This window comes from Bacteroides graminisolvens DSM 19988 = JCM 15093 (assembly GCF_000428125.1).
Taxonomy (GTDB): Bacteria; Bacteroidota; Bacteroidia; order Bacteroidales; family Bacteroidaceae; genus Bacteroides; species Bacteroides graminisolvens.
The window spans coordinates 58,493-74,624 of the sequence record NZ_ATZI01000009.1; the positions used below are offsets into that span (position 1 = coordinate 58,493).

General features: G+C 42.6%; 7 protein-coding genes. 2 read left to right on the forward strand and 5 right to left on the reverse strand.

The annotated features are described in order from the left end of the window. Nucleotides 1–12: 12 nt before the first annotated feature. The 4 genes from C511_RS0108545 to C511_RS0108560 all read right to left on the reverse strand — a co-directional run bounded on the left by C511_RS0108545 (nucleotide 13) and on the right by C511_RS0108560 (nucleotide 11,969). Nucleotides 13–2,226: a glycoside hydrolase family 3 C-terminal domain-containing protein gene (locus C511_RS0108545; RefSeq protein WP_027318048.1), complete on the reverse strand. Its 2,214-nt coding sequence runs from the start codon at nucleotides 2,224–2,226 to the stop codon at nucleotides 13–15. Nucleotides 2,227–2,258: 32 nt separating this feature from the next. Further along, entirely contained in the window at nucleotides 2,259–4,775 is a 2,517-nt protein-coding gene (locus tag C511_RS0108550; protein ID WP_024996556.1) for a glycoside hydrolase family 2 TIM barrel-domain containing protein, read from the reverse strand. 5 nt (nucleotides 4,776–4,780) lie between these two features. Continuing rightward, nucleotides 4,781–7,642 (reverse strand): TIM-barrel domain-containing protein, encoded by a 2,862-nt coding sequence (locus tag C511_RS0108555; RefSeq protein WP_024996557.1) that lies wholly within the window; start codon nucleotides 7,640–7,642, stop codon nucleotides 4,781–4,783. Between the two features lie 157 nt (nucleotides 7,643–7,799). Next, nucleotides 7,800–11,969, reverse strand: coding sequence for a hybrid sensor histidine kinase/response regulator transcription factor (locus C511_RS0108560; RefSeq protein ID WP_027318050.1), 4,170 nt, complete (start codon nucleotides 11,967–11,969; stop codon nucleotides 7,800–7,802). A gap of 176 nt (nucleotides 11,970–12,145) precedes the next feature. On the opposite strand from C511_RS0108560, the gene C511_RS0108565 reads away from it, so the two are divergent. Continuing rightward, the gene (locus C511_RS0108565; protein ID WP_024996558.1) at nucleotides 12,146–13,561 is read left to right on the forward strand and encodes a sialate O-acetylesterase; all 1,416 of its coding nucleotides are present in this window, start codon (nucleotides 12,146–12,148) and stop codon (nucleotides 13,559–13,561) included. A gap of 21 nt (nucleotides 13,562–13,582) precedes the next feature. Further along, on the forward strand, nucleotides 13,583–15,580 hold the full coding sequence (locus tag C511_RS0108570; protein ID WP_034782034.1) for a glycoside hydrolase family 97 protein: 1,998 nt from the start codon (nucleotides 13,583–13,585) through the stop codon (nucleotides 15,578–15,580). Nucleotides 15,581–15,687: 107 nt separating this feature from the next. On the opposite strand, the gene C511_RS0108575 is transcribed toward C511_RS0108570, so the two are convergent. Then, nucleotides 15,688–16,101, reverse strand: coding sequence for a BT0820 family HAD-type phosphatase (locus C511_RS0108575; RefSeq protein WP_024996560.1), 414 nt, complete (start codon nucleotides 16,099–16,101; stop codon nucleotides 15,688–15,690). Between the last annotated feature and the right edge of the window lie 31 nt (nucleotides 16,102–16,132).

Sequence of the window (16,132 nt, forward strand, 5' to 3'; positions counted from 1 at the left end):
TTTGAATCTTCCTCAATATACGAAATCAGTAACAGTCCGTATATCAGTTGATGAAGCCCCTATGTACACTTTAAATTTTCCGGATTCTACTTTCCATTCACCACTTGCTTCGTCATAAAACTTCAAATCATCGGGTGTTAAAGTAAAGGTAATTAGTTTCTCTTCACCCGGATTCAAAGCAACCTTGGCGAATTTTTTCAATTCCTTCAATGGCCTTACAACAGAACACTTTTCATCTCCTACATACAACTGAACCACCTCTTTACCGCCTAACGTTCCATTGTTTTTCACCTTTAAAGAGATAGCTAAAGAGCCTTCGGCAGGCATTTGTTTCGAAGAGAGAGTTGCCTTATCGTAAGCAAAAGTAGTATAGCTCAAACCGTGACCAAATGGGAACAGTGCAGGAATCTTTTTAGTATCATGCCAACGGTATCCCACCAGAATGTCTTCTTTGTATTCTTGATTAATACTGTCGCCCGGGTAAGAGATCTCTCCGAAAGCATGCGCTCCATTATCAGCCAACTTCACCGGAAAAGAGAAAGGCAGTTTACCACTGGGGTTCACCTCACCGGTTAATATATTAGCGATAGCATTACCTGTTTCAGATCCCAGGTACCAACCTTGTATAATAGAAGGTACATCTTTTACCCAAGGCATCTCAACGGCGTTGCCACTTAATAGCACCATAACCATCTTCCTGTTCACATGTAGAAGCCCCTTTATCAAATCATTCTGCCCGAAAGGAAGTTCATAACTCAATCGGTCACCGGCTTCACAATCCTGCAGGTGGTTTTTATTCAAACCTCCTACGTAAATAACAAGATCAGCATCTGCAGCTTGTTTAATTGCTTCAGCGCGAAGTGAATCGGTCACAGATGGTGGTACAACATCCACATGATCGTACATCGCACGTCCTGATTCATAGCCTTGAGTATAAACAATCTTATCACCCAGCTTGGCTCTTAATCCATCCAAAGTAGAAATTTCTTGCTTCACTTTCAAAACAGAAGAGCCTCCGCCTTCGGTTAAGCGTCTCGTTGCATTTTCTCCAACAACCAATATTTTATTGTATTTCGTTGCATCAAGAGGAAGCAAAGCTTTTTCTTTTTTGGAAAGAGCTTTGTTTTGCAACAATACAATTCCTTCTTCAGCAACCTTGCGTGCAACCGAATAGTGTTCTTCCGAGGTAAACGATCCCCATGGCTTTTGGCTGTTCATCGCAGTACGAAAGATCAATTTCAAAATGCGGCTTGCTTTATCATCAATAGTAGACATCGGCACGCTACCTTCTTTTAGCATCTTCAGGTAAGGTTTAGCCAGATAATAATCATCATAAGTAAATGCCGATTCGGAAGTGAGTCCGTTAGTATACGACCCCATTTCAATGTCCAAACCATTCAAAGCCGCTTCACGTGTGTCATGTGCTCCACCCCAATCGGTAATCACCACGCCATCGAACTTCCAGTCTTTCTTTAAAATTCGCTGCAGCAACAATTCGTTGTGACAGGCATGCTGGCCCCTGACTTTATTATAGGAACCCATGATACTCCATACATGACCTTGCATGACGGCAGCCTTAAAGGCGGGAAGATAGATTTCCTGCAAAGCGCGATCGCTAAGTTCCACATTGATGTGCCCGCGCCACAATTCCTGATTGTTGAGCGCGTAATGTTTCACACAAGCAGCAACGCCATTTTTCTGTACGCCCTGAATATAAGGTACTACCATAACAGAAGCCAGATAAGGATCCTCACCCATGTATTCAAAGTTACGACCGTTGAGCGGTGTGCGATAGATATTCACACCAGGTCCCAGCAATACATCCTTTTCCCGGTAACGTGCTTCCTCGCCAATGGCTTTTCCGTAAAGTGCTGACATGTCAGGATTCCACGTGGCAGCCAGACAGGTCAGTGCAGGGAAAGCAGTGCACGAATCATTGGTCCAGGAGGCCACATTCCATGAGTTCCATTGAATTTCCTCCCTAACCCCATGAGGTCCGTCACTCATCCATATTTCAGGTATCCCTAAACGAGGAACACCCGGACTACTAAATTTGCTTTGTGCGTGACACATTTTCACCTTTTCCTCAAGCGTCATTCTGCTAAGTGCGTCTTTTACACGCTCTTCCAGAGGTTTAGTTTCGTCCAGATAAACGGGTGTCTGCGACAAAGCCGGTAATCCAAGGCTAGCAGCCAAGATAAAGACTGCTATAAATTGTTTTTTCATTTCAATAGTATTATATCCAAATTATTATTCTGCTAACGTGCTTCTAATGTCAATGCACCCTCTTGCAAACCGGCAGAAGTAGCTTTCAATGTAATCACACCTTGGGCTGTATTATTTTGAAGTACAACCAGGCATTTGCCATAGAAAGCCTTACGTTCCGGCTTTTTGAAACTCTCAGAAGAGATGGGACTGCCATTATCAACCCCACTCACAAAAGCAGCACCATCAACCTCAAACTTCACCAAGTTGTCTGCATGAGGGCAAAGATTTCCATCACGATCCAGAATATCCACCGTCACAAAACTCAAGTCAACTCCATCCGCCTTTATTGAATTCCTGTCGGCTGAGAGTCTGATCCTGGCCGGCTCACCTGCTGTGTGCAATTCACGGCTAAGCACCTCCTTGCCATTCTTTCGCGACACAACACGCACAGTGCCCGGCTCAAATGTAACTCGCCAGCTCACATGATAAACGTCCTTCTCTTTTTTCCTGATGCCACAAGATTTGCCATTGACAAAAAGCTCCACCTCATCTGCATTGCTATAATAAGCCCATAGATCAACCCTTTCACCTTTTTGCCAGTTCCAATGCGGAAAAACATGCAACACCGTTTTGTCAGTCCACTCACTCTGATACATATAGTACACATCTTTCGGAAATCCGGCCAAGTCAATCACGCCAAAATAAGAACTCCGGGCAGGCCACCAGTAGGGAGTTGGCTCACCTAAGTAATCAAATCCCGTCCACAAATACATGCCACTGATAAAATCATTGTTCTTCACCAGTTTCCAAGATTCTTCATGAGTAGTTCCCCAAGGAGCATGACAATTATCATAAGAAGAACAAGAGTACGAATCATCGTGAAAAGGAATATCCCAACGAGTAGGCCAGATATACATGGAGTCGCTAGGCATCCGATAATATCCGCGTGTCATTAGTGCAGAGGTTGATTCGGTCACAATAAACGGTTTGCCCGGAAAGTTACGTGGTACATCTTTGAAATAGGTTTCGTGATAATTAAATCCGATGAGATCCAGTGCTCCCGAGCGAAACAGGTGATTACTCGGATCGGGTTCATTGTTTCCTGCTGTTACGGGACGTGTGGGGTCAAGAGCCTTCACCATATCCACCAGTTTCTTGGTGAGGAGAGAATTCACACTCAGTTCCTTGCCATCTGCAGCCAATGATTTTTTATCACGTTTCATGTTCAGCAGCAGATTAGCCTCTTTGATATCAAGCGTATCAGCATCGGCATGCGTCCATTGTTCAAGAACTTCATTTCCAATACTCCACATAAAAATGGAAGGGTGATTCCTGTCACGTAATATATGGTCACTTAAATCACGTTCGTGCCATTCATTGAAATACAATGAGTAATCATACGTTGTTTTACGCTTTCGCCACATATCAAACGTTTCATCCATTACCACAAAGCCCATCCGATCACACAAATCGAGCAATTCGGGCGCAGGCGGATTGTGGCTGCAACGAATGCCGTTACATCCCATCTCTTTTAAGATCTCTAATTGCCTCTCCATGGCCCTCACGTTGATGGCAGCCCCCAGACAGCCCAAATCATGGTGCATGCAAACTCCCTTTATTTTTATTCGCTCTCCGTTCAGGATAAATCCTTGAGATGAATCAAAGGAGAAAGAACGAATACCCACAGGCGTGTCATACACATCTACCGTTTTACTGCCTACCTTGACCTCCGTGCGCAAGCTATAAAGATACGGAGTCTCCAAAGTCCAAAGCTTCGGCCTGTCCAAATGAAGCAGCTGACTGCAAACGGCCACTCCCTGAGGAGTAACAGATATGTTTTGTGCACTAGCTTGAGATACCACTTTCTGAGTGGCATCCAATAAATACGAAACAACCTCAGCCTTCAAGACCGATGCCGTGGTATTTTTCAGTGTAACATCAGCTTTTATGCTTGCCTTCTGTGCATTGGCAACGGGAGTCGTAACATACGTCCCCCATAAATCGACATGGAGAGAATTGGTAATAGAAAGCCATACATTCCGATAAATACCGGCTCCGCTATACCACCTGGAGTTGGGTTGTTCAGCATTGTCAACCCGTACCGCAAGCACATTTTCTTTTCCCTGTATGATATAAGGAGTCAGGTCATGACGGAACGAAATGTATCCATAGGGACGAATGCCTAATGACACACCGTTAATGAATACCTCCGCATTCATATACACCCCGTCGAAATCGATATATATCCGTTTACCCTTCATGGAAGCAGTGGCAACAAATGTTTTCCGGTACCACCCTATTCCACCCGGTAAAGCTCCACCTCCACTACCTGCAGGATGGTCCTCACTGAATTCTCCCTCGATGGCCCAATCATGAGGTAACGACAATTTGCGCCAAGAGCTATCATCATACGTTTTTGATTCCGCTCCTTTTATATCTCCTAAATGAAAGCTCCAATCTTGGTTGAACAGCAAACGCTGACGCACATTCTCGCCGGGTGCACCGACCATTGATAGCGGGAGCAACAAGAAACTCAGAAACAAGAGTAATGTTTTACCTTTTTTCATCGGAATCAAAGCTTTATCATGATTTCACTTCCTTCATAAGAAACCGTTTTGCCTTTTACCTCTTTTTCAATGCCCGCCGCATTTGTTTTATTGACAAATACCACTTCGAATGTACGCTTGTTCAACATGCCATCAAAACTGCCTTCACGGGTCCCTATTATCAGCGAACGTGTCGCATCGTTATAAATAAAAGGAATCATTGAATACTTTCCTTTTTCATAATTATAGTTCACCCCTTCATCTTCATACAACGTAAAGCTTCCATTTTTCCCTGCATAAACATAAATCTTGATGTTTACTGGTTGTTTCTCGGTGGTGTACTGCATATCAGGACCAAAAGGCACAATAGCACCTTCGCGCACATACAGTGGCATACGTTCGTATGGTGCTTCCACTGAAAGGAGCTGTCCACCCGCCAAATGCTTACCACTGTAAAAGTCATACCAGCCTGTGGTAGCAGGGAAATAGACATTTCTTTTACGTGCACCATATTCATATACCGGACAGGCCATCACCGATGGTCCAAACATATATTGATCACCAATATTATTCACCTGGGTATCTTTACCAAAATCCATGACCAAGGCCCTCATGATTGTATAATCATTGAAATAAGTCATTCCTGCCAAGGAGTAAATATAAGGCATCAAACGATAACGCAATTGAGTATAATAAACAATAGACTGATAAGCCGGGTGTCCTTCGGGAGCAATGTTCCATACCTCTCTATAGGGGAACTGTCCGTGAGCACGGAACAGAGGACAAAATGCTCCAAACTGATACCAACGCGTGTTCAGTTCTCTCCATTCTTTGTAATCAGCATTCTCTTTTCCGGTGGCGTTAAATTCATATTGTCCTTTCTCATAACGTTTTTCTACACAAAAGCCACCAATATCCATCGTCCAATAAGGGATGCCACTCATTGAGAAGTTTAAGCCGGCAGAAATCTGCGCTTTCATATCTTCCCAGCGAGTAGCAATATCGCCACTCCAGGTAGCAGTAGAATATCGTTGAAGCCCCGCAAAGCCCGAACGCGTAAGCAAGAATACACGTTTATCTGGATCAGTACCACGCTGTCCGTCATAAATAGCTTCCGCATTCATCAGAGCATATGCATTGAAGTACTTGGTTGAAGGACCCAATGCCGTAGGACCGCACAAGGCCTTTCTATATTCCATATCGGTGCAGTCGCGCACATTCGGTTCGCTCGCATCCATCCACCAGGCATCAATCCCCAACGGATACAAATGATCTTCCATTTGCTTCCAGAAAAGCTTACGTGCTTCGGCACTGTAGGCGTCATAAAATGAACCCACATAACCCGGACCTACCCAATCTCGTATACTGTCTTTCACGGCTTGCTGATACATCCATCCCTTTCTGTCAAACTCTTTATAATGTTCAGTGGTAACATAGAACTTAGGCCACACAGAAATCATCATCTTCGCATGCATTTGGTGAATGGAATCAACCATTCCTTTAGGATCGGGGAAACGCGCTTTGTCAAATTCATGGCTACCCCATGCATCTTCAGGCCAATAGTTCCAGTCAAGCACAATATTATCAATAGGAATTTGTCTTTTTCTAAACTCTTTGAGCACTCCCAGAATTTCGTCCTGCGTTTTATACCTTTCTCTACTTTGCCAATATCCCATGGCCCACTTAGGCATGATCTGCGATTTTCCAGTCAGCCTTCTGTAACCACTGATCACGTCATCCATTGAATGACCGGCCACGAAGTAATAATCAATTTCATCACCCATCTCACTATACAAAGCCAGCTTATTCTGCTCTTTGTCGGTTACCGGCGAAAGAGCACGTAATCCGCAATAAGAGACACCTCCATCGGGGCGCCATTGAATTCGTAACGGCACGCGTTTACCGGCTTGCATATTCACGGAGAACTTATAGCTATTGGGATTCCAGGCCGTACGCCAACGTTCGGGCACCACTTCTTTGTTGTCTAAGTATACGGTTACGTAACCCGCATAATAAAGTTGAAAACGATAAGCACCGTCTTCTTTAGCCTCAATCTCTCCCTCGTACGTCACCTTTGAACCGTCAAATGGAAAATCCTTGGGCAAATTCAGGATTGTTTTTATATCTTCAAAATAGATATTCTTTTCCGTACGAACCACAGGTTGAGCCTTCCTATTCGCGCCGGGTACGTATGTGCCGGTGAGACCGCCTTTGACACCTTTACTATCATAAAGTGTAAAGGTTTCATCTAACTGGGCATAATCTCTTTCATCACCAAATCTGCTCAATGAATAATTATCCCATAATATCCCATAGTTTTTATTTGATAAGACAAAAGGAACTGAAACCTTGGTATTGTATTGAAAAAGAGATTCGTTTTTACCTTTGTAGTTGAATTCATCCGCCTGATGCTGCCCTAATCCGTAAAACGCCTCATCATCCGGAGATTCAAACGACTGTTTAAGGGCATACCCATCTGTGGCCTCCACTGTAACCGGATCAAAACGTTTGCCTCCTCCCTCATTTTCGCGAAGAAGGATCTTCCCCGAAGCATCAAAGAACTGTACTTCACCAGTCTTAAGGCTAACTACAGCCTTCAAGTCGGCCGTGCTCACCACCACATCATCATTCTTCTCTTCCACAGAGAAATCACTGAATTTTTCTTGTGGAACAACGATCAGACTTTTTTCTTTGGAGAAAGATTTCTTTGGAGTAGCTGATACATGAATGATCTTACTATTTACCACATTCAATCTAACCAGCCGGGAGTCCGTTGATTCTTTTTGATCCAGACGGATCAATACACCCTCATCCGTTCTTTCGTACCCCGGTGAGGCACACGAAGCAAAAAACAATCCTGCTATCAACAACCAGTGCGTGTTCTTCATTATTTTAAAGTTTAAAAATTATAATAGGATAATTATTAGCGTAACAAAAATACGAATAACAACTCAACTGGAGCATTCACTTTGTATTATAGACAGGTGCCTTTTGTTTAGAAGAGGTATTTTAATTGTTTCCCATCAGGGCATATATTGTTAAATCCTAGAGAACGAGATGATTTCCCGGCTCTTTTTTCATTTCTGCCATGTAAGCTGAAGGCAGCATTCCGAATTCATCTTTGAAGTATTTGCTGAAATACTTTGGGTTATTGAATCCTACCTCATAAGCTATTTCAGAAATATTCATCTGACTTTCGCGCAATAGCTGAGCCGCTCGTTTTAATCTGAGTGTACGAATAAACTCTACCGGCGACTTTCCTGTTATATGAATCAATTTTTTATAAAGATGTACACGACTCATACCCAGTTCACGGCTCAGTTCTTCAACTGACAGTTCACTACGTGAAATATTGTTTTCAACATAAAGAATTGCCTTTTTAATCAGTTTCTCATCCAATGGAGTAATCGTTATCTCGCTAGGTTCAGGATCAATCTGTTTAGTAAATTTAGACCTTCTTACCTCTCTAAACTCAAGCATCTTTTTGATGCGTAAAGAAAGTATTTCAAAATTAAATGGTTTGGTTATATAATCATCAGCACCAATCTCTAATCCTTCAAGTTTATGTTCCTCTGCAGTACGGGCGGTCAGTAAAATGAGTGGAATGTGAGACGTTCTCACATCATTTTTAACCATGCTGCACAACTCGGTTCCATCCATCTCAGGCATCATTACATCACTAATGATGAGATCCGGCTGCAAATCAGGAATCATCTCCCATGCCTCACGCCCGTTCCGTGCTTCCCTAATTCGGTAATAACCACTCAAACTCTCTTTCATAAATGAGCGAAAATCTTCATTGTCATCCACAATCAGCAGCAACGGAATATCTTTGCCTGACAATTCAGGAGTGTTTTGTTTAAAAGCATTGCTAGCCGTATCTTTTCCATCAATAATAACTTCTTCAGTCATCGCGCCCTTTTCCATCCAATCAAATGATTCCTGAGCATTGACGACAGGGATAGTGAAAGTAAAAACACTTCCCCCTCCCACATTATCAGTGATTTGTATTTGTCCGCCGTGTAAATTCACAAATTCTTTCACCATATGCAAACCGATGCCACTACCTCCAAAGTCGTGAGCATCACCGTGTTGCACCTGATAAAAACGGTCGAATATGCGCTGCTTATCCTCATCTTTTATACCAATACCCGTGTCTGCCACACTGACCTGAAGCGATAGATCAGCATTCCCTTCCTCCTGACTCAGGCAAACGACCACATCAACCCTGCCCCCGGCATCCGTAAATTTAAACGCGTTCGACAAAAGATTCATCAGTATTTTATTCAATTTATCTTCATCAAAATCCATGTTAAGAGCATGGATAGCTGATTTCAGAGAAAGCTTAACATTTTTCTTATCCGACAAGTCGGCAAATGAAAGACAAGCATTGCGTATGCAAGCCATCGCGTCGGCAGTGACAGGCTTCAACACATTACCCTGTACATCACTTTTCCTGAAGTCCAAGATTTCATTTACCAAATTCAGCAACCGGAATGCATTGCGTTTCATCACCATTAATTTCTGCTTGTGTTCTTCGCTCTCCATGCTTTTAATCAGCCCGTCTATGGGTGAAATAATCAGTGTAAGCGGAGTACGCAATTCATGACTTACATTCGTAAAGAAACGTAATTTCATGTCGTCAAGCTCATGCTTTCGTTCAGCCTCCATCTCTATTTGTCGTATCCTAAACCTATTTCGTTCAGCTCTCAACACCATTCTGCGAGCCAAGATCAACAAACCCACCAATAACAAACCATACAAAGCATACGCCCAATAGGTTCTCCAAAACGGGGGACGGATAACAATAGTCAACGTAGCAGCTTCTTCATTCCAATACCCATCACTATTAGCCGCTTTGACTTTAAACGTGTAGGTTCCCGGAGCCAAATTAGTATAAGTAACCTCATGTACACTGCCGTCAACATACAACCAGTCAGGATTAAAACCTTCGAGCATATAAGCGAAACGACATTTTTCGGGTAAAATGTAATCCATTCCGGAAAAAGAAATCGAAAATACATTCTGACGATACTTCAATTCTACCTTATTCGTTTTATTTAATGCAGCAACTAATATTTTATGTCCGCTATACACGGAGTCAATTTGTACTTCTTCATTAAAAAGGGTGATACCCGTGAAACTCACTTTGGGCAATATCTGGTTATATTTTATCTTATCGGGGAAAAAATAATTTAACCCTCGCAAGCCTCCCATAATAATTTCACCATTCCGGGTGCCTGCTATGGAACGAATGTTAAACTCATTGCCTTGTAATCCGTCTTTCGAATCATAGTTATTAAACGAATACTTGTAGTCTCTGGTTTTGGGGTCTTCAGAAACCACCACATTAGATACTCCATTGGCCGTAGTTATCCACATATTTTTATGCTGATCCTCTACGATAGCACATATAATATCATCAGCCAAGCCGTCAGCCTTTCTTAAAATCCTGATTTGGTCCTGTTGAAAATTGAATATATTCAAGCCATCTCGAGTGGCTACCCATAAAAGCCCCCGGCTATCCTCATAAACCTGATTCACGTTCAAACTGGAAAACTGCTGAGTACCGGCACGATTACCGTTAAACCGTTCGAAACTCCCTTTATTCATGTCGAACACCGTCAGTCCGATGGCAGTACCAATAAACATTTTCCTGTTTTTACCCAGAAAGAGAGACGATACATAATTAGAAGTCAGATATTTATCGGCCTGATAAGTAATAAACTTTCCGGTTGCCGGATTCAACATCTGAAGCCCACCTCCCAAGGTGCCAATCCATATCATACCCTTCTCGTCTTCCACAACAGACCAGACATTATTATTAACCAATGAATTAGGATTCTTCGGATTGTGATTGTATCGAATAAATTTTCTCCCGTCAAAACAGTTCAGTCCGCCCAGGTAAGTTGCAATCCAAAGTTTCCCATCAGAAGCCTGGCACAACCCAACTATCACGTCTGCCGACAAAGAAGAAGCATCACTCGGATTATTTTTAAAAATAGTTTTTTCTCCGGTCAGTCTGTTTATCTGAATAAGTCCACTTCCATTGGTGCCAACCCATAAATTACCTTTTCCATCCTCCTCAATATACGTAATATCACTCTCAAAATTACCAATGTTTTGCAAAGATGTAAAATGCTCAACTCCAAATTTAAAAGTACTCTCACTGTAATATGACACACCTTTTTTATAAGTACCGATCCAAACAATTCCTACATCATCACAATACACGCAATTGATGCTGTTGTGCGATAAACTCCTATCATCCGCCAAATTATTTTTCAAGTTCACCAGAGAACCTTTTCTTTTATCAATGATGTCCACTCCTCCGTGATCAGTTGCCAGCCAGATCTTGCCATGAACATCCTGAGTGATATCTTGTACCACATCGCTCGACAATCGGTATGGCTTACTCTGCTTTCCATTGCTGTAATGCTCCCAGCGATTACTCTTTCGGTACCAGACCCATACGCCGGAAGCCCCTTTAGAATAAATCCAGAAATCACCGTCAGAATCAATAAAAAGAGAATACTTATCGGACCAATAGTACTGAGTTGAGACCATCATGAAATGATTCTGCATCACAATCCGCGACGAATTTTTATCAACAATATCTACGGCACCGTTATCAAAAAGAAAAACGCCCTTGTCTTTTAACGTACGAATACACGTTACCAGCCCTTTGCTCAAACCATTCTTCTGATTCTGAGGATAGAAGTGCAGCGTTTTGGTTTTGGTCAGATAAGAAAATCCCCCCAAATTCATCACATAAAACCAAAAGTTCTTATCCTCATCAATATAAACTACGGAGGGAATATGATTGATGCCGAATCCTTTCATGATTTCCGCCAAGTTGTTAACAAAAACTTCTTTTTTAGAGTCAAAAAACACATACCCCACTCCTGTATGTATCCAAAGATTGCCATCAGCATCCTCTTGAATCAAATCAACAAAGTTATCTGCAATAGAATGACCGATACTCTCTTTATGCCTGAATATTTTATAATTATATCCATCATACCTGTTTAATCCGCTAGCCGTTCCAAACCACATAAACCCTTTACTATCTTTGAATATATAGTTAACCTGGCTGTTAGAGAGTCCATTCTTCGTATCAAGGTGTTTGAACATATAACTGTCTTGGGCCATCAAGGGCCATGTACTCGTAAGTAAGAGGAAGAATAATGAAGAGAGGATGATACGTGCTTTCATAAATGTTTTTCATTAATAATGCAAACTTAATAAAAAAAATTCACTTTCACAACTGCTCAGAATAATACTTTCTTAATTAATTGTCATACTTTAGTTTCATAATGAGGTTGAATTAAATTTTTATACCTATTTTCGTAACCAGATAGAATTAAACCATTTGTTAAACGAATATTATGATGAAAAGAAAACTCTTTTTTGCAGCAACTTTATTGCTGGGAATTTTAGGTGGACAGGCCAAAGTCGTACTGCCTGACATTGTTGGCAACAACATGGTACTACAGCAAAATACAAAAGTTAAACTCTGGGGAAAAGCCAAGGCCCATGCAACCCTAAGCGTAAAAACATCTTGGAACTCAGAGACGTATACAACCAAGGTCGAAACTGACGGTAAATGGATCATTTCGATTCCAACTCCTAAAGCAAGCTTTACTCCGCAAACCATCAAACTGTCTGATGGCGAAGTGATGGAGTTAACGAATATACTCATCGGTGAAGTCTGGTTTTGTTCGGGACAATCCAACATGGAAATGCCATTAAACGGATTCACGAACTGTCCCATCCTCGGAGCCAACGAAACGATCGCTATGGCAAGTAAGTACAAAGCAGGCATACGCGTTGCGACCATCGCAAAAAAGGCTGCACTCACCCCTCAGGAATCCTGCGAAGGAAAATGGATGGAATCGACTCCGGAAAACGCCCAATGGTTTAGTGCAACAGCCTTTCACTTTGCAACAACACTCTTCCAGACATTGAATATTCCGGTGGGAATCATTAATTGCAGCTGGGGAGGCTCCACCGTTGAAGGGTGGCTACCCAAAGAAATCTTAAACAATTATTCAGACATTGACATCAAACAGGCATCCGGCAACGAAGGACCTGAATACATGAAACCGATGATTATGTACAACGGAATGCTAAAACCACTACAAAACTACACCATCAAAGGCTTCCTTTGGTACCAGGGCGAATCAAATCTGGGAAAACACAATACCTATGCACAAAGATTGGCCACCATGGTAAATCTATGGAGAGAAGAATGGGGATTGGGAACACTTCCATTTTATTTTGCAGAAATCGCCCCCTATGAATATGGAGACAATATATTAGGTGCTCTTTTGCGTGAAGCCCAATTCAAAGCACAAGAGCTTATCCCATCCAGTGGCATGATTTCAACCAATGATTTAGTGGAACCTTTCGAAGCTCGCAACATACATCCGCGTAACAAAACAACAGTGGGCAAACGCCTATGCTACCTGGCACTGACCAGAACCTATGGTGTGAAAGGCATTGTTGATCAAGGGCCCATTTACCAGTCCATGGAGATAAAAGACGGTAAAGCCATCATTCGTTTCAGTAACGCACCCGAAGGTTTCAGCCGGATGAATGGCATTGAGGGCTTTGAAGTAGCAGGAGCCAATAAAGTATTTTATCCGGCTGTGGCTGAGGTCGACTGGAATAAGCACATCATTGTAAGCAGTGATCAAGTACCCCAACCGGTAGCCGTAAGATATGCATTCAAGAACTTTCAACCGGGCAATCTGCACAACCACAGAGAACAGCCTGTATTCCCTTTCCGTACAGACAATTGGTAATCAGATAAAACGATATACATCATGACAATCAGAATCAAAGAATTACTCTGGATAGTGTTTGTTGGCATCGGCAGCACTACCTACGCCCAAAAGAGCTTTAAACTAACGTCACCCGACGGGCACTTGGTTACAACGATACAAACGGGGAATGAATTAACTTACTCCGTTGATTATAAACAAGAAAACATATTACTAGCCTCTCCGATCGCGTTAACTCCAACCACAGGAAGCGTAGAGGCGCCTCAAGTAAAATCGGCAAAAGGAAAAATTCAGCAAATAAAACAAACGATCCCCTCTCCTTTTTATCGGAAGAGTGAAATAAACGATCACTACAATGAACTCAAACTCAGTCTGGGAAAACAATGGAGCATCGAATTCAGAGCCTATGACGATGGAGTCGCTTACCGGTTTGTAAATCATTCAAAAAAGCCGTTCCATATTGAAAAGGAAACGGTTCGTTATAATTTCCCGGATGATCTGATGGCAACCGTACCTTACGTAGCGCGCGGTGAAGACGGTAACTATGAATCTCAGTTTCATAATTCCTTTGAAAACACCTACACCACCTTGCCTCTTTCTGAATTGAACAAGAAAAGGCTGATGTTTCTTCCTTTGGTCGTGCAGACTAAAAATGGAACAAAAATATGTATTACCGAAGCTGATTTAGAAAATTACCCAGGGCTTTACCTCAGCAGTGCAGAAGGTGGTAACTCCTTAAGCGGCGTGCAACCCGCATACCCTAAAACAACCGTTCAGGGAGGGCACAACAACTTACAATTCTTTGTCACCGCCCGCGAGTCATACCTTGCCCGCGTTGAAGGAGCACGTACATTTCCGTGGAGAACAATGATCATAACCGGCAATGACACTCAGTTGGCCGAAAGCGACATGACATACAAGCTGGCAAGTCCGTCACGACTAAAAGACATCTCATGGATCAAACCGGGGAAAGTAGCATGGGACTGGTGGAATGACTGGAATATTGACGGAGTTGACTTCGTTTCGGGAGTCAACAACCCAACCTATAAATATTACATAGACTTTGCGTCTAAGCACCACATGGAGTACGTGATATTAGACGAGGGATGGTCCGTTAACGGAGAAGCCGATTTAATGCAGGTAGTGAAAGATATCGACATCAAAGAGCTGATCGATTACGCCGAGGCGCGTCAGGTAAGCATCATCCTATGGGCCGGCTTTCACGCATTTAACCGCGATATGGAAAACATCTGCAAACATTACTCCGCTATGGGAGTAAAAGGATTTAAAGTCGACTTCATGGACCGCGATGATCAGGAAATAGTAGCCTTCAACCAACGTGCGGCAGAGACTTGTGCCCGTTATAAACTGATCCTTGATCTTCACGGCATGTACAAACCGGCCGGGATGAACAGGACATACCCTAATGTACTCAACTTTGAGGGTGTACACGGACTCGAACAAATGAAATGGAGTCCTGCATCGGTTGACCAAATGAAATATGATGTGACCATTCCCTTTATCCGCCAAGTGGCCGGTCCGATGGATTACACACAAGGAGCGATGCGCAACACAGCCCGCAACAGTTACTTCCCCTGTAATTCAGAACCGATGAGTCAAGGCACGCGGTGTCATCAGTTAGCTCTTTACACGATACTCGAGTCACCTTTTAATATGTTATGCGACAATCCGTCTAATTACATGCGCGAGCCCGAATCGCTGGAATTTATTACTCAGATTCCTACCGTATGGGATGAAACCCGCGTACTGGATGGGCAAATGGGTGAATACATCGTTACCGCCCGTCGCAAAGGCAATGTGTGGTACATAGGAGGCATTACCAACTGGACCGAACGAGATGTAACGGTCGACTTCAGCTTCCTGAACAATGCATCATTCCGTGGTGTCATGTTCAAAGACGGAGTCAACGCGCATCGTTCAGCCCGCGATTATACCAAGAAAGAGCTTGAAACAATAAGTCCGGTAAACATACACATGGCCCCCGGCGGAGGTTTCGTTATGAAACTTGTGTTGCCATAAATACAAGAAATACGGATCAACAAAAATGTCGCTTTGCTTTTTATGGAATAATTAAGCAAAGCGACATTCTTGTTATGTAGATGTTTATTGAAAAGCAACAAAGAAGCTTAAAACCACCATTTCTTTTTCCTATCCTTCTGAATAGGCATTGCATTATCCCGATAAATTTCTTCAAAGCTTACTTTTTCTTTAATAATGCGATAAATCAACCCCCAATCTGGCAAGCCGCCTAAATTCCGATCATCAATAAACATGTCAGCTTTCAGCTTACGAGAGAATCCTCTATCCTCACGAGTTTCTTCGGGATAATCGCGGTTAACGGCATAAAATTCCAAACCTCTTTCCTTGCACCATTGCACAGCCTCATCGAGTAAATGACCTTCGCGCACTGTCCATAAAATAAGTTTATGTCTGTCCTGTTGTAGCATTTTAAGTGTTTCTACTGAAAAAGGAATTTCTTTTCCTATCTCCGGATACCTATGTTCAACAATAGTACCATCAAAATCAATTGCAATAACCATATTTCTATTCTAAAATGTATTTGGAGTTGTA